The organism is Ramlibacter sp. AN1133 (assembly GCF_037890035.1).
Taxonomy (GTDB): domain Bacteria; phylum Pseudomonadota; class Gammaproteobacteria; order Burkholderiales; family Burkholderiaceae_C; genus Ramlibacter.
Genome location: NZ_JBBKTQ010000003.1, coordinates 285,614 through 300,400, shown reverse-complemented (window position 1 = coordinate 300,400; position 14,787 = coordinate 285,614). Strand labels below are relative to the sequence as shown.

Annotated in this window: 12 protein-coding genes; 5 read left to right on the top strand and 7 right to left on the bottom strand. The window is 69.0% G+C overall.

The window, feature by feature from the left end:
• Positions 1–6: 6 nt before the first annotated feature.
• Positions 7–1,917 (bottom strand): DUF294 nucleotidyltransferase-like domain-containing protein, encoded by a 1,911-nt coding sequence (locus WG923_RS06020; protein WP_340350028.1) that lies wholly within the window; start codon positions 1,915–1,917, stop codon positions 7–9.
• Between the two features lie 73 nt (positions 1,918–1,990).
• Between WG923_RS06020 and WG923_RS06015 the strand changes: the two genes are divergently transcribed.
• Positions 1,991–2,380: a hypothetical protein gene (locus tag WG923_RS06015; protein WP_340350027.1), complete on the top strand. Its 390-nt coding sequence runs from the start codon at positions 1,991–1,993 to the stop codon at positions 2,378–2,380.
• 392 nt (positions 2,381–2,772) lie between these two features.
• On the opposite strand, the gene WG923_RS06010 is transcribed toward WG923_RS06015, so the two are convergent.
• The 6 genes from WG923_RS06010 to ppsA form a co-directional block, all read right to left on the bottom strand.
• Positions 2,773–4,902, bottom strand: coding sequence for a sodium:solute symporter family protein (locus tag WG923_RS06010; RefSeq protein ID WP_340350026.1), 2,130 nt, complete (start codon positions 4,900–4,902; stop codon positions 2,773–2,775).
• Between the two features lie 3 nt (positions 4,903–4,905).
• Entirely contained in the window at positions 4,906–5,163 is a 258-nt protein-coding gene (locus tag WG923_RS06005; protein ID WP_340350025.1) for a DUF4212 domain-containing protein, read from the bottom strand.
• Between the two features lie 108 nt (positions 5,164–5,271).
• Positions 5,272–5,847 carry a tetratricopeptide repeat protein gene (locus WG923_RS06000; RefSeq protein ID WP_340350024.1) on the bottom strand — a complete coding sequence of 192 codons (576 nt, stop codon included), beginning with the start codon at positions 5,845–5,847 and terminating at the stop codon, positions 5,272–5,274.
• Positions 5,847–6,143: a hypothetical protein gene (locus WG923_RS05995; protein WP_340350023.1), complete on the bottom strand. Its 297-nt coding sequence runs from the start codon at positions 6,141–6,143 to the stop codon at positions 5,847–5,849. The genes WG923_RS06000 and WG923_RS05995 overlap by 1 nt, the downstream gene beginning before the upstream one ends.
• Positions 6,144–6,222: 79 nt before the next feature.
• Positions 6,223–8,313 carry a VC_2705 family sodium/solute symporter gene (locus WG923_RS05990; RefSeq protein WP_340350022.1) on the bottom strand — a complete coding sequence of 697 codons (2,091 nt, stop codon included), beginning with the start codon at positions 8,311–8,313 and terminating at the stop codon, positions 6,223–6,225.
• Between the two features lie 85 nt (positions 8,314–8,398).
• Complete coding sequence (gene ppsA, locus WG923_RS05985; RefSeq protein ID WP_340350021.1) at positions 8,399–10,789, bottom strand: phosphoenolpyruvate synthase; 2,391 nt, start codon at positions 10,787–10,789, stop codon at positions 8,399–8,401.
• Positions 10,790–10,984: 195 nt separating this feature from the next.
• Here ppsA and ppsR point away from each other — a divergent pair, with 195 nt between their 5' ends.
• The 4 genes from ppsR to bfr all read left to right on the top strand — a co-directional run bounded on the left by ppsR (position 10,985) and on the right by bfr (position 14,777).
• Positions 10,985–11,806 carry a posphoenolpyruvate synthetase regulatory kinase/phosphorylase PpsR gene (gene ppsR / locus WG923_RS05980; RefSeq protein ID WP_340350088.1) on the top strand — a complete coding sequence of 274 codons (822 nt, stop codon included), beginning with the start codon at positions 10,985–10,987 and terminating at the stop codon, positions 11,804–11,806.
• Between the two features lie 142 nt (positions 11,807–11,948).
• The gene (gene ahpC, locus WG923_RS05975) at positions 11,949–12,521 is read left to right on the top strand and encodes an alkyl hydroperoxide reductase subunit C (protein ID WP_340350020.1); all 573 of its coding nucleotides are present in this window, start codon (positions 11,949–11,951) and stop codon (positions 12,519–12,521) included.
• A 129-nt stretch (positions 12,522–12,650) separates the two neighbouring features.
• On the top strand, positions 12,651–14,198 hold the full coding sequence (gene ahpF / locus WG923_RS05970) for an alkyl hydroperoxide reductase subunit F (protein WP_340350019.1): 1,548 nt from the start codon (positions 12,651–12,653) through the stop codon (positions 14,196–14,198).
• A gap of 99 nt (positions 14,199–14,297) precedes the next feature.
• Complete coding sequence (bfr, locus tag WG923_RS05965; protein ID WP_340350018.1) at positions 14,298–14,777, top strand: bacterioferritin; 480 nt, start codon at positions 14,298–14,300, stop codon at positions 14,775–14,777.
• Positions 14,778–14,787: the final 10 nt, after the last annotated feature.

Genomic DNA, 14,787 nt, shown 5'->3' with positions numbered 1-14,787 from the left:
CGCGCCTCAGCGGTCGTAGTCCAGGCGCAGCCGCTGCTGCAGCTGGCGCGCGACGCGGAACGATTCCTTCAGGATGCGCCGGTCGATGTCGTTGAGGTCGGCGACCGTCACGCGGTTGCCGGCCGCGCCCGCGGCCTCGAGCTGGCCGCGCAGCCGCAGCATCTGCAGGAACTCGAAGCTGCCCACCCAGGCCTCGTATTCCGCGGGCGGTGCGCCCAGCGCCGCGCCGGCGGCCTCCAGCCGCTGCCGCGTGCCGGTGGCGGCGACGCCTTGCGCGAGCGCATAGATGCGCGCCGCATCGACGAAGAGCGCGGTCCCCTGCAGCTTGAGGTCCAGCGTGCCGCGCTCGTCGGTGTCCAGGCCGCCGTGCCAGTTCAGCGGCGCCGCATGCGACAGCGCGTTGAGCGCGAGTTGCTTGAGGAAACGCGGCGTCACGCGCGCCTGGGCCAGTACCTCCTCGCGCAGCCCCTCGGCCAGTCCCGCGTTGCCCGCGAGCGGCCGCAGGTCGAAGAAGATGCTGGCCTGCAGCAGGTCCTCCGGCGCACCCTGCTCGATCCAGCGGGCGAAGCGCTGCCGCCATTGGGAGCGGCTCAGGCAGCAGGCTGCCTCGCCGGCCATGACGCCGCCGCGGCACAAGGGGTAGCCGCAGCGCTCCAGCGCGAGGTTCACGGCACGGCCGAAGGCGAGCGCGGCCTGGCGCTGCGCGTCGTCGCTGTCGTCGCCCAGGACGATCGCGTTGTCCTGGTCGGTGGCCACCGTCTGTTCGCCCCGGCCCTCCGAGCCCAGCGCCACCCAGCACAGGCTGTCCAGCGCGATCCCGCGCGCCTGCGCCTCGATCTCCAGCAGCCGCTGCGTGAGCACGTCGTTGAGGTGGCTCACCAGCGCCGTGAGCTGGCGCGCCTGCACGCCCTGGCTCACCAGGTTGCGCGCCAGGCGCCGGATGTCCTGCGCCACCAGGACCAGCGAGGGCACGTCCGCGGCCCCGCGGATGGCCGAACTCACCTGCTTGAGCGACAGCCGCTGCAGGGCGAACAGGTCGCGCTCGGAGACCAGCCCCACGAGCGTGCCTTCGCGCGTGACCGGCAGGTGCCGGATGCCCTGCCGCGACATCAGCAGCGCGGCGTCCTGCGCAGTGTGCGCCACGCTCAGCGCATGCACCGGCTGCACCATCACCGCGCCGATCGGCGTATCGAGCGGGACCTGGGCCAGCGTCACGCGGCCGATCACGTCGTGGCGCGTGAGGATGCCCTGCACCGCTCCGGCCGCGTCGGTCACCAGCATGGAGCCGATGCGCCGGTCTTGCATCCGGGCCAGCGCCTCGCGCAGCGGCGTGCCGCGGTCGCAGGTCACCGGGGCGCGCGTGAGCAGCTGGCCCAGCGGCGTCTCCAGGGATTGCTCGGCCACGGTCTGCGAGGCGTAGGCGATCTGGAGCGCGCGCCGGGACAGGTCGACGAAGCGCTGGATCCGGCGGCTGATGAAGTCCGCGAAGACCGGGCTGGTCGCCGCCAGCTCGTTCATGGCCGGCCGCGGCAGCACCAGCACGAAGGTGTCGGCCACGGCGGAATAGGTGGCCGTGACGGCACGGCGCGCCATCGCCGCACTGAGCGGGAACAGGTCCCCGGCTTCATATTCGAAGGCGCCGCCGGACAGCTCCGCCATCCCGCGCACGCCAGACACCGCCCCCTGCCGGATGAAGAAGATTTCCTTCACCTCGCCGCTGGTCGGCTGGATCAAGATTTCGCCCGGCGCGTAATAACGTTGCTCCGAGCTGGCCAGGAAGAAGTCCACGGCCTGGGGCGTCATCTGGGCGAACGGCGGATGGCGCACCAGGTCGGCCCGGAGCGCGGCCAGCAGCCCCGGGGCGGGCGTGGCCGCGCTCGCGGGCGGGGTGCCGGGCGGACGACTGCTGTCGGGCATGCGGCAATTTACACCGCGTGCGCTGCGCGCGCCATGCACGATCAACGACGAAGCGAAGCATGAGAGGACTCCGATGAACTTCAATCTCGCGGACACGGTCAGGCGCGTGGGCTTCCGCAAGTGGTACGAGCGCCAGCTCCTGTCCAGCCACGCGCACATGGTGCTGGCCTTCCTCAGCGTGATCGCACTGGTCGCGAGCATGGAGGCGTTCCGCACCTCGCAAGGCGAACTGCAGCAAGCGAACGTGATGTACGTGCTGGTGTCCGCCGTCATCGGTGCCTGGGCGCTGCGCCGCTACCTGTTCCTGCTGATGCGGGCGGAGCACACCGCCAACCAGGCCAGCTGCCCCGACTGCGGCGACTACGGCCGCTTCGAGGTGGTGCGGCAGCGGGTGGGCGTGCAGGAGATGGACGTGTGCTGCCGCAAGTGCTCGCGGATCTGGCTGATCTGCGCGGGCCAGTAGGCGGGCCGAAAAAAAGGGTTCTTCGCCGATTCGCGGGGAAGCCAGGAGAAGAAGAGCGCGATGGCCACGCAGGGTCGCCCGTTGCCTCCGACCCGGACCAGGGCGTGGCTGTCCGGCTCAGCGACATCAAGGAGGAGGCGCGGGCGCGGCGCCGGCACGGGCAACGGTACGCACCCGCGCCGGGGGACAGTCGCCGAGACGGACAGCCACGGGCTGGTCCGGCAAGAGTGCCGCGACGTCCACCGAGCACGGCTCCCCAGCGTTTGCCAGTCGCAGATCAGCCCATCTCGACGACCTCGATGCGCCACTCCTTGGGTCCTCCCGGAAATCGGCGAAGAACCAAAAAAAAGCCCCGGGGCGGCCCCCGGGGCTTGCATGTGCAGGCGCCGTGATCAGGCCGCGCGCGCCGCCGCCCCCCGCAACTCGGGGTAGCGCACGTGCTCCACCAGCTCCTGGGTCTTCTGGTCCGGCGCCGGCGTGATCAGGCTGACCAGCAGGATCACCGCGAAGCCGACCGGCACGCCGAACACCCCGGCGGAGATCGGCTGGATCCCGAACCAGATGTGGTCCGCGATCGGCGAGGTCACGCCGAAGACGCCGCGCAGCCAGGGCTGGGTGGTGACCATGTAGTAGAAGGTGACGCCCAGCCCGGCAGCCATCCCCAGCGAGGCGGCGATGCCGGTGGCGCGCTTCCAGAAGATCCCCAGCACCAGTGCCGGGAAGAAAGCCGCCGCGGCGAACGAGAAGGCCGCCGAAACGAGGAACAGGATGTCGGCCGGTTTCTGCGATGCGACGGCGGCGGCCGCCAGTGCCACGACCAGCAGCAGCACCTTGGACAGCATCACGCGGCGCGCGGTAGGCGCATTCGGGTCGATCATCTTGTAGTACAGGTCGTGCGACAGCGCGTTAGCGATCGTCAGCAGCAGGCCGTCGGCGGTGGACAGCGCCGCGGCCAGGCCGCCGGCGGCCACCAGGCCCGAAATCACGTAGGGCAGGCCGCCGATCGCGGGGGTGGCCAGCACGACGATGTCGCCGCCGATCTTCAGCTCTCCCAGCTGCAGGATGCCGTCCTTGTTGAGGTCCACCACCGACAGCAGGGCGGGGTCGACCTTGTTCCAGGCCGAGATCCAGAACGGCAGCTTGTCGAAGGAGCTGCCCACCACGGTGCTGAAGATCTCGTATTTCACCAGCACCGCGAGTGCCGGCGCCGTGAAGTACAGCAGGAAGATGAAGAACAGCGACCAGGTGACCGAGCTGCGCGCCTCCTTCACGCTGGGGGTGGTGTAGTAGCGCATGAGGATGTGCGGCAGGGCCGCCGTCCCCACCATCAGGCAGAAGATCAGCGCCAGGAAGTTGCGCCGGGCGACGTCGTAGGTTTCCCTGGCCTTGGTGTCGCCATTCGGGTCGCCGGCGAAGATCGCACCGTGCCGCGGCATGCCCGCCAGCGGCTTGTCGCGCGCCTCGGCCGCCGCCTTGGCGGCCGTCCAGCCCTTGACGGCAGCGGCTTCGTCCCTGGGCAGGCTGCTCAGCTCCTTCTCGGCCGCCAGGAGCTGCGGGGACGGCGCGTTGCCGGCCTTCAGGTCCGCCACCTTCTTCTCGGCGGCGGCGCGGTCGGCGGCGAGCGCGTTGCGCGGGTCCTTGATCTTGGCGTCGAGCGCCCTGGCCTGATCGGCCGAAACCTTGCGCACCTCCAGCTCCTTCGGGTCGGCGATCAGCCGCCCCTCCAGCGCCGTCACCTTCTCGAGCTGGTAGCCGTACACCAGTTGCGGGATCGGCACGCTGGTCTGCTTCACCGACAACCACACCACCGGGATCATGTAGGCCAGGATCAGGATGATGTACTGGGCCACCTGCGTCCACGTCACCGCGCGCATGCCGCCGAGGAAGGAGCACACCAGGATGCCGCCGAGGCCCAGGAAGATCCCGATCTCGAAGGCGACGCCGGTCAGCCGCGTGGTGATGATGCCCACGCCGTAGATCTGCGCCACGACGTACGTGAACGAGCAGAGGATCGCCGCGATGATGCCGATGAAGCGCGGCAGGTTGCCGCCGTAGCGCTCGCCCAGGAAGTCCGGGATGGTGAACTGCCCGAACTTGCGCAGGTAGGGCGCGAGGAACAGCGCCACCAGGCAATAGCCCCCGGTCCATCCCATGATGAACGCCAGGCCGCTGTAGCCGGTGAGGTACAGCGTGCCGGCCATGCCGATGAACGAGGCCGCCGACATCCAGTCGGCGCCGGTGGCCATGCCGTTGTAGACGGCGGGCACGCGGCGGCCGGCCACGTAGTATTCGGCGGCGTCCGTGGTCCGGCTCATGATGCCGATGCCGGCATACAGGCCGATGGTGGCCAGCAGGAAGATGAAGCCGATCCAGTCGCGGTTCAGGCCCATCTGCTCCAGCACGCCGAGCACGAGCACGAAGGCGATGAAGCCCCCGGTGTAGAAGCCGTAGACCTTGTTCAGCTGCTTGCGGAATGCCTGCCGCCCGGAGGCCGCGCCGCTATCGGGTGCGAGAGTGGCCATGGCTCATTCCTCCTCGGCGACGCCGTATTGCTGGTCCAGCCGGTTCATGTAGCGCGCGTAGTACCAGATGATCGCCACGTAGATCACCAGCGCCCCTTGCGCGCCCATCCAGAAGCTGAAGGGCCAGCCGAAGAACTTGAAGTTCAGGTCGCGGGCGAAATAGCCCACGACGAACGTCACGACGAACCAGATTGCCAGCAGGATCCCGGTGATCCGGAGATTCTTCTGCCAGTACTCCCGATGGCTTGCGGTCATCTGCATGCGTGTCTCCTTGTTGGACGTTTGCCCTCTCGTCCTCGCACCTTGCCAAATGCGGCCCGCACGCGGCTCGCGCCGCGGCATGCAACCGGGCCGTGCGGTCGGCGGCCGCTAGCCGGCGTGCGGAACGGTCAGGCCCGTCTCGCGCTCCAGCTGGGCGGCCACCTTCGGCTCGAACCGGTGGAGGTGGCGGATGATCTTCCGCGCCTCCTCCGGCTGCTGCCGGTCCACATGGACCCGCGCCAGCTGGTACCAGCCGTACGGGCTCATGGGTTGCAATTGCGTGTTGCGCTGGAGGGCGGCAGCGGCCTCGTCGAGGCGGCCGAGCCGGATCAGCACCTGCCCGAGGCCGTACCAGGCCCGATCGAGCCGGGGAGACAGCTCGGTCGCGCGCCGGAAGGACGCCTCGGCGTGCGTGTATTCGCCCGCTTCTTCCAGCAGGAACCCGTGGTTGAACCAGTGGTGGGCGTTGGCCGGATCCACCTGCAGCAGCCGCTCCAGGACGGCCAGCGCGCCCGTGCGGTCACCCAGCTGCGCCAGCAGTTGCGCGCGGCTGGCCAGGCCATAGACGTCGTCCGGGAACTCCGCCAGCAGCCGGTCGAACAGCGCCAGCGCGCGCGACCGGCGCCCCAGCACCAGCCAGCCGATGGCGCGCCACTTGAAGCCGAGGAAACGCAGGCGGCGCATCACTTGCACAGGTGCACCCCGATGCGCACGCAGATGTCGATCTTGGTGACGGTGGCCACCACCCAGACGAAGAACAGGAGCAGGAAGGCAACCAGCGGCAGGTGCTGGTCGAGGACGACGCGGGGAGACAGCAGGCGGGCTCCGCGGATCAGGGGACGGGTGAGGACCTGGAACAGCTGGTAGAACGGGTTCTGTCCGCGTGTGCGGCCGGCCAGAATCCACAGCACTCCCTGACCGAGCAGGGAGAGCAAGGCGATTTCCGCCAGCGTCTTCACGATTTCCACCAGCAGCAGCACGTCGTCTCCTTGCGCTTGCCAGATGAGCGATGGTTCGCACCACCCCTTACTGATTCCTTACACATGCGCGCGGCGCGGCCTAGGGTATGCCCACCCCCTGGGCGGCCGCGCGTTCGGCGGGCCGCGGCCGCAGCAGGCTGACGGTCACGGTCACGAGCACCCCCACCGCCACGCCGAACACCCCCGAGGCGACCGGCAGGATGCCGAACCAGAGCGTGGGTTCGCCGGCCAGCCCGATGGCGGCGCGGATCGCCACCCCCTTGGCGACCATGTAGTAAGCGGCGACGCCGAAGCCCGCGAGGATGCCGCTCACCGCGCCGGCCCGCGTCGCCCCCCGCCAGAAGATGCCCAGCACCATCGCCGGCACCAGCGCCGAGGCCGCCAGCGAGAACGAGGCCGACACCAGCGGCAGGATGTCCGCCGGCTTCAGGCTGGCCACCATCGCGGCCAGCAGCGCCGCGCCCATGAGAGCGAACTTGGACAGGATCACCCGCTGCTCCCCGCTGGTGTGGCGGCCCAGGTCCTGGCTGTAGAGGTCGCGCACCAGCGCGTTGCTGATGGTGAGCAGCAGGCCATCGGCGGTGGAGAGCGCCGCGGCCAGGCCGCCCGCGGCGACCAGCCCGGAGATGACGTACGGCAGCCCGCCGATCTCCGGCGTGGCCAGCATGATGATGTCGGCGCCCACGCGGATCTCGCCGAACTGCACGCGGCCGTCGCCGTTGATGTCGCTGACCGAGACCAGCGCGGGATCCACCCTCGCCCACTGCACGATCCACGGCGGCAGCGCGTCGAAGCTGCTGCCCACCAGCCCCTGCATCACCTCGAATTTCACGAGCACGGCCAGCGCCGGCACGCTCAGGTACAGCAGGCCGACGAAGAACAGCGCCCAGGCCACCGAGGTCCGCGTCTGCGCCACGCTGGGCGCCGTGTAGAAGCGGGTCAGCAGGTGCGGCATGCCGGCCGTGCCCACCACCAGGCAGAAGACGAGCGCGAGGAAGTTCGCGCGCGATTCGCCGAACGCCTGCCTCGCCTCGGGCGAGCCGTTCGGGTCGCCGGCGAACGCCTTGCCGTGCGGCGGCAAGCCGCCCAGGTCCTCGGCGCGTTCCAGCGCCTCGCGCAGCGCGCGCGTCCATTGCTCGCGCGCGCCCGCCGGATCCTTCGGCAGGGCCGCCAGTTCGCGGTTGGCGGCCACGATGCGGGCCGAATCGGCATCGTCGCGCTTGAGCCGCCGGATCCGCTCGCGCGCGGCGTCGCGCTCGGCGGCGAGGGCATGCTCGACGTCGGCCAGCTTGGCGCGGTATTCGGCCGCGCGGTTGAGGAACTCCTGCTGCACCGCCTTTTCGGCCGCCGAAGCGAGCAGCCCGCGTTCCAGGTGCTCGATCTTCTCCAGCTGCTCGCCGTAAACGAAGGGCGCCAGCGGGTTGCCGAGCTGCTTGTACGCCAGCCACGATACCGGGATGAGGAACGCCAGCAGCAGCACCACGTACTGCGCCACCTGGGTCCAGGTGATGGCGCGCATGCCCCCCAGGAAGGAGCACAGCAGCACGCCGCCGAACCCGAGCAGGATGCCGATCTCGAAATGCACGCCGGTCAGCCGCGAGGCGATCAGGCCGATGCCATAGATCTGCGCCACCACGTAGGTGAAGGAGATGATCACCGCCGCCAGCGCGGCCAGGCGCCGCGGCCAGGCGCCGCCGTAGCGCACGTCGAAGTAATCGGGCACCGTGTAGAGGTTCAGTCGCCGCAGGTAGGGTGCGATCAGCAGGGCGACCAGGCAGAAGCCGCCGGTCCATCCGACCACATAGGCGAGGCCGCCCGGGTGGCCCGGGCTGCCACCGAAGCCCTGCAGGTAGAGCCCGCCGGCCAGGCTGATGAAGGAGGCGGCACTCATCCAGTCGGCCGCCGCCGCCATGCCGTTGAACATCGGCGGGATCCGGCGGCCGGCGACGTAGTACTCCTCCGGGTCGGTGGTGCGGCTGCCGATGCCGATCACCGCGTACATCATCACGGTGGAGAACATGAAGATGGGGCCCAGCCAGAACCGCGACAGGCCCTGCCGCTCCGCCCAGGCGAGCAGCACCAGGAACAACAGGAAGCCGGCCACGTAACCCGCGAGCAGGCGGTGCAGGCGCCGCTGGTAGGCGGCGCCACGGGTCCCCGTGTCATCCATGGATGGCGATGATCGCACCGCGGCAGCCCCGCAGCGTAGGTGTTTCCGCCCAGCGCCGGGCGGCTGCCGCGCCGCCGCTGCCTGCCTACTGGGCCAGCTTCTGCCAGGTGGCGATCACGCTGTCCGGGTTCAGCGAGATCGAGGTGATGCCTTCCTGCACCAGCCACTGGGCGAAGTCCGGGTGGTCGCTGGGACCCTGGCCGCAGATGCCCACGTACTTGCCCTGCTTCACGCAGGCCTGGATGGCGCGCGAAAGCAGCGCCTTGACGGCGGGGTCGCGCTCGTCGAAGTCCGCCGCCAGAAGCTCGAGGCCGGAGTCGCGGTCCAGGCCCAGCGTGAGCTGGGTCAGGTCGTTCGAGCCGATCGAGAAGCCGTCGAAGTACGCGAGGAACTCGTCCGCCAGGATGGCGTTGCTCGGGATCTCGCACATCATGATCAGCTTGAGGTCGTCCTTGCCGCGCTGCAGGCCCTGTGCCGCCAGCAGCTTGGTGACGCGATCGGCCTGGCCCAGGGTGCGCACGAAGGGCACCATCACCTGCACGTTGGTCAGGCCCATCTCGCCGCGCACCCGCACCAGCGCCTCGCACTCCATGGCGAAGGCCTCGCGGAACTCCGCGCTGATGTAGCGCGCGGCGCCGCGGAAGCCCAGCATCGGGTTCTCTTCCTCCGGCTCGTAGCGGCTGCCGCCAATGAGCTTGCGGTACTCGTTGGACTTGAAGTCCGACAGGCGCACGATCACCGGCTTGGGCCAGAAGGCCGCGGCGATGGTGGCGATGCCTTCGGCCACCTTGTCGACGTAGAAGGCCCGCGGCGAGGCGTGGCCGCGGGCCACGGACTCCACCGCCTTCTTCAGGTCGGCATCGACGTTGGGGTAGTCGAGGATCGCCTTCGGGTGCACCCCGATGTTGTTGTTGATGATGAATTCCAGCCGCGCCAGGCCCACGCCCTCGTTGGGCAGCTGCGCGAAGTCGAAGGCGAGCTGCGGGTTGCCCACGTTCATCGTGATCTTGGTCCTGATCGGCGGCATCTCGCCGCGCTGCACCTCGGTGATCTCGGTTTCCAGCAGGCCGTCGTAGATGAAGCCGGTGTCGCCCTCGGCGCAGCTCACGGTCACCAGCGTGCCGTCCTTGAGCGTCTCGGTCGCCGTGCCGCAGCCGACCACGGCGGGGATGCCCAGCTCGCGCGCGATGATGGCGGCGTGGCAGGTACGGCCGCCGCGGTTGGTGACGATGGCGCTGGCGCGCTTCATCACCGGCTCCCAGTTGGGGTCGGTCATGTCGGTGACGAGCACGTCGCCGGGCTGCACGCGGTCCATTTCCGCGGTGCTGTGCACCAGCCGCACGGGGCCGGTGCCGACCTTCTGGCCGATCGCGCGGCCCTCGGCCAGCACGCTGCCCTTGCTCTTCAACTTGTAGCGCATCTCCGCCTTGCCCTCGGACTGGCTCTTCACCGTCTCGGGCCGGGCCTGCAGGATGTACAGCTTGCCGTCGGTGCCGTCCTTGCCCCACTCGATGTCCATCGGGCGGCCGTAGTGCTCCTCGATGACGAGGGCGTAGCGCGCCAGTTCCTGCACGTCGGCGTCGGTGAGCGAGTAGCGGTTGCGCTGCTCCAGCGGCACGTCCACCGTCTGGACCAGCCGGCCACCCTGCGCCTTCCCGGCGTCGCCGGCGAAGATCATCTGGATCAGCTTGGAGCCCAGGTTGCGGCGGATCACGGCCTGCTTGCCGGCGCGCAGCATCGGCTTGTGGACGTAGAACTCGTCGGGGTTCACGGCGCCCTGCACCACCGTCTCGCCCAGGCCGTAGCTGGAGGTGATGAAGACCACGTCCTTGAAGCCCGACTCGGTGTCGATCGTGAACATCACGCCGGCGGCGCCGAGGTCGGAGCGCACCATGCGCTGCACGCCGGCGGACAGCGCCACGTCGGAGTGGGCGAAGCCCTTGTGCACGCGGTAGCTGATCGCGCGGTCGTTGTAGAGGGAAGCGAACACCTCGCGCATCTTGTGCAGCACGCCCTCGATGCCCACCACGTTCAGGAAGGTTTCCTGCTGGCCCGCGAAGGAGGCATCGGGCAGGTCTTCGGCGGTGGCCGAGGAGCGCACGGCGAAGCTGGCGTTCGGGTTGCCCGCCGACAGCTTCTCGAACTCGGCGCGGATCCCGCGTTCCAGCTCCGGCGGGAAGGGCTGCGCCTCCAGCCAGCCGCGGATCTCCGCGCCGGCGGCGGCGAGCGCGCGCACGTCCTCCGTATCGAGCGTGGCCAGGCGCTGCTGGATGCGCTGCGCCAGGCCGCCGTGCTTGAGGAACTCGCGGAAGGCGTGCGCCGTCGTGGCGAACCCGGTCGGGACGCGCACGCCGTGCGGCAGCTGGGAGATCATTTCGCCGAGGCTGGCGTTCTTGCCGCCTACAACCTCGACATCGGACATTCTCAGGTTCTCAAACGGAACGACCAGGGCGGTCGCGTCGAAACGAGCAGACATGGTGGAAAGACTCCGGAAGTTGAAAGCTGCTCCGCGCGTGCGCGCGTGGCGTCCATCAGCCCCGCCGATGGGCTTTGTGCTTGTTCGAATGGGCGACGGCGGGTCATGGGCGCGCTGGAATTCGGATAATGCGGGCCATTGTAGGCGGGGCCGGCTGTTCCGGGCCGCTTCCCGTTGAGGCACTTCATGGCATCCCTGCACACGCGCACCGTTTTCTTCGTTTCCGACGGCACCGGCATCACGGCGGAGACCTTCGGCAACGCCATCCTGGCGCAGTTCGAGTTCAAGCCCCGGCACGTGCGGCTGCCGTTCATCGACTCCGTCGACAAGGCGCACCAGGTGGTGCGGCAGGTGAACCACACGGCGGACATCGAGGGCCGCCGCCCGATCGTCTTCACCACCCTCGTCAACGTCGACGTGCTGCAGGCGATCGAGGAAGGCTGCAAGGCCATGGTGCTGGACATGTTCGGCACCTTCGTGCGGCCGCTGGAGATCGAGCTCGCCATGAAGTCCAGCCACCGGGTGGGGCGCTTTTCCGACGTGAGCAAGAGCAAGGAGTACCACGACCGGATCGAGGCGATCAACTTCAGCCTGGTGCACGACGACGGCCAGTCCAACCGCGACCTGGAACAAGCCGACGTGATCCTGGTGGGCGTGAGCCGCAGCGGCAAGACGCCGACTTCGCTGTACCTGGCCATGCAGCACGGGCTGAAGGCGGCCAACTATCCGCTGATCCCCGAGGATTTCGACCGCAGGCAGCTGCCCGGGGCGCTGGCGCCCCACCGCAAGAAGATCTTCGGGCTGACCATCCAGCCGGAGCGCCTGAGCGAGATCCGCAACGAGCGCCGCCCCAACTCGCGCTACGCGTCGCTGGAGAGCTGCCGCCACGAGGTGGCCGAGGCCGAGGCGATGATGCGGCGCGAGGGCATCCGCTGGCTCTCGACGACCACCAAGTCGATCGAGGAGATCGCCACGACGATCCTGCAGGAGATCCGGCCCGAGCGGCTGGAGTACTGACGTCCTCCCGGGTCGCACCCCCGTGCGGCCATAGCCGGCACCTAAGAGCGCGATGGACCCTTTCAATGGGAAAGGGTCCCGCGCGGCCCTATCATTCATAGGCGCGCTTCATGAAAGCGGCCTAACCGATAGAGGAAAACAAATGTCGCTGATCAACACCGAAATCCCGGCCTTCTCCGCCACCGCGTACCACAACGGCAAGTTCGTGCCGGTGACCGAGCAGGACTTCAAGGGCAAGTGGTCCGTGGTCGTGTTCTACCCGGCCGACTTCACCTTCGTGTGCCCGACCGAGCTGGGCGACCTGGCCGACCACTACGCCGAGTTCCAGAAGCTGGGCGCCGAGGTCTACGGCGTGTCCACGGACACCCACTTCACCCACAAGGCCTGGCACGACACCTCGGACACGATCCGCAAGGTGCAGTACCCCCTCGTCGGCGACCCGAGCCACCAGCTGGCCCGCTTCTTCCAGGTGCTGATCACCGAGGGCGAGGACACCGGCCTGGCGCTGCGCGGCACCTTCGTGATCGATCCGGAAGGCCGCATCAAGACCATCGAGGTGCACGACAACGGCATCGGCCGCGACGCCACGGAAACGCTGCGCCGCCTGAAGGCCGCCCAGTACGTGGCCTCGCACCCGGGTGAAGTCTGCCCCGCCAAGTGGAGCGAAGGCGCCGAGACGCTGAAGCCGTCGCTGGATCTGGTCGGAAAGATCTAAGGCGCCAGCCGTCATTCGCTCGCCGTGCAGCGGCGAGCCCGCAAGCCCTGGATCCCCGCCTGCGCGGGGATGACGGGGTGTGGCCCGGTACGCCGGGCCTTTTCATTCCAGAACCCGAAAGGAATCCGCATGCTCGACGCCAACCTCAAGGCCCAGCTCGCCGCCTACCTCGAACGCATGACGCAGCCGGTGGAGATCGTCGCCTCGCTCGACGACACGAAGGCTTCGGCGGACATGCGGGCGCTGCTGAAGGACATCGCCGATGCATCGCCGCGCGTCACCGTCACCGAAACGCAGGGCGGCCCGCAGCGCACGCCCTCGTTCCAGATCACGCGAGCGGGCCAGGACACCGGCGTGCGCTTCGCCGGCCTGCCCATGGGCCACGAATTCACCTCGCTCGTGCTGGCGCTGCTGCAGGTCGGCGGCTATCCGCCCAAGGTGGACGAGGCGGTGCTGCAACAGGTCCGCGCGCTGCCGGGCGAGCTGGAATTCGAGATCTACGTTTCGCTCTCGTGCCACAACTGCCCGGACGTCGTGCAGGCCCTGAACCTGATGGCGGTGCAGAACCCGCGCATCCGCACGACCATGATCGACGGCGCGCTGTTCCAGGACGAAGTGACCCAGCGCCGCGTGATGGCCGTGCCCACCGTGTTCCTGAACGGCACCGAGTTCGGCCAGGGCCGCATGACGCTCGAGGAGATCCTCGGCAAGATCGACACCGCCGGCGCAGCCAAGCAGGCGCAGGCCCTGTCGGCCAAGGACCCGTACGACGTGCTGATCGTCGGCGGCGGCCCGGCCGGCGCTGCCGCCGCGGTCTACGCCGCGCGCAAGGGCATCCGCACCGGCATCGCCTCCGAGCGCTTCGGCGGCCAGGTGCTGGACACCCTGGGCATCGAGAACTTCGTCTCCGTGAAGGAGACCGAAGGCCCCAAGTTCGCGCTGGCGCTGGAGGAACACGTGCGCCACTACGACGTCGACATCGTCAACCTGCAGCGCGCCAAGGCGCTGCGGCCCAACGGCAGCGGCATCGAGGTCGAACTCGAAAGCGGCGCGACCCTCAAGGGCCGGACCGTGATCCTGTCCACCGGCGCGCGCTGGCGCACGCTCAACGTGCCGGGCGAGCAGGAGTACCGCAACAAGGGCGTGACCTTCTGCCCCCACTGCGACGGCCCGCTGTTCAAGGGCAAGCCGGTGGCGGTGATCGGCGGCGGCAACTCCGGCGTGGAAGCGGCGATCGACCTCGCCGGGATCGTGCAGCACGTGACGCTGCTCGAGTTCGGCCCCGAGCTGCGCGCCGACGCGGTGCTGCAGCGCAAGCTCAAGTCGCTGCCCAACGTGAACGTGATCCTGAACGCGCAGACGACCGAAGTCGTGGGCGACGGCCAGCAGGTCGAAGCGCTGGCCTACCAGGACCGCGCCTCAGGCGAGCGCAAGCGCGTGCCGGTGCAAGGCGTGTTCGTGCAGATCGGCCTGGTGCCCAACACGGAATGGCTCAAGGGCACGCTGGAGCTGGCCAGGTCCGGCGAGATCGTGGTGGACGCCCGCGGCCAGACCTCGCTGCCCGGCGTGTTCGCCGCCGGCGACTGCACCACCGTGCCCTTCAAGCAGATCATCATCGCCGCCGGTGACGGCGCCAAGGCGGCGCTGGGGGCCTTCGACCACCTGATCCGCTCGTGACGCCACGCGCCGGAGCCTGTCGCCCATCGCCCGGGCGCTTGCTCCGGCGCGTTCTTGCGCCACAATGGCCGCCACAAAAGCAAAGCGAGCACCCGAACCATGCAAGGCGATCCGCAAGTCATCCACCATCTCCAGGCCCAACTGAAGAACGAGCTGACGGCCACCAACCAGTATTTCCTGCACTACCGGATCCTCAAGCACTGGGGCTTCGACCGGCTGGCGAAGAAGGAATACGAGGAGTCGATCGGGGAGATGAAGCACGCCGACAAGCTGATGGAGCGCATCCTGATGCTCGATGCGCTGCCCAACCTGCAGGACCTGGGCAAGCTGATGGTCGGCGAGGACGTGCCGGAGATCCTCAACTGCGACCTGACCATGGAGCGCGGCGCGCAGGCCGCCGTCAAGGCCGGCATCGCGCACTGCGAAAGCGTGCGCGACTACGTCTCGCGCGAAATCCTGGAGGACATCCTGGTCGACACCGAGGAGCACATCGACTGGCTCGAGACCCAGATCGACCTGCTGAACAAGCTCGGCCTGCAGAACTACCTGCAGTCCGCGATGGGCGAACTGCCCACCTGAGGCACAGGCG

What these genes read in the sequence shown, in the direction of transcription:
- WG923_RS06020 (WP_340350028.1), bottom strand. Translation starts at nt 1,917, where the DNA reads ATGCCCGACAGCAGTCGTCCGCCCGGCACCCCGCCCGCGAGCGCGGCC.
- WG923_RS06015 (WP_340350027.1), top strand. Translation starts at nt 1,991, where the DNA reads ATGAACTTCAATCTCGCGGACACGGTCAGGCGCGTGGGCTTCCGCAAG.
- WG923_RS06010 (WP_340350026.1), bottom strand. Translation starts at nt 4,902, where the DNA reads ATGGCCACTCTCGCACCCGATAGCGGCGCGGCCTCCGGGCGGCAGGCA.
- WG923_RS06005 (WP_340350025.1), bottom strand. Translation starts at nt 5,163, where the DNA reads ATGCAGATGACCGCAAGCCATCGGGAGTACTGGCAGAAGAATCTCCGG.
- WG923_RS06000 (WP_340350024.1), bottom strand. Translation starts at nt 5,847, where the DNA reads ATGCGCCGCCTGCGTTTCCTCGGCTTCAAGTGGCGCGCCATCGGCTGG.
- WG923_RS05990 (WP_340350022.1), bottom strand. Translation starts at nt 8,313, where the DNA reads ATGGATGACACGGGGACCCGTGGCGCCGCCTACCAGCGGCGCCTGCAC.
- ppsA (WP_340350021.1), bottom strand. Translation starts at nt 10,789, where the DNA reads ATGTCTGCTCGTTTCGACGCGACCGCCCTGGTCGTTCCGTTTGAGAAC.
- ahpC (WP_340350020.1), top strand. Translation starts at nt 11,949, where the DNA reads ATGTCGCTGATCAACACCGAAATCCCGGCCTTCTCCGCCACCGCGTAC.
- ahpF (WP_340350019.1), top strand. Translation starts at nt 12,651, where the DNA reads ATGCTCGACGCCAACCTCAAGGCCCAGCTCGCCGCCTACCTCGAACGC.
- bfr (WP_340350018.1), top strand. Translation starts at nt 14,298, where the DNA reads ATGCAAGGCGATCCGCAAGTCATCCACCATCTCCAGGCCCAACTGAAG.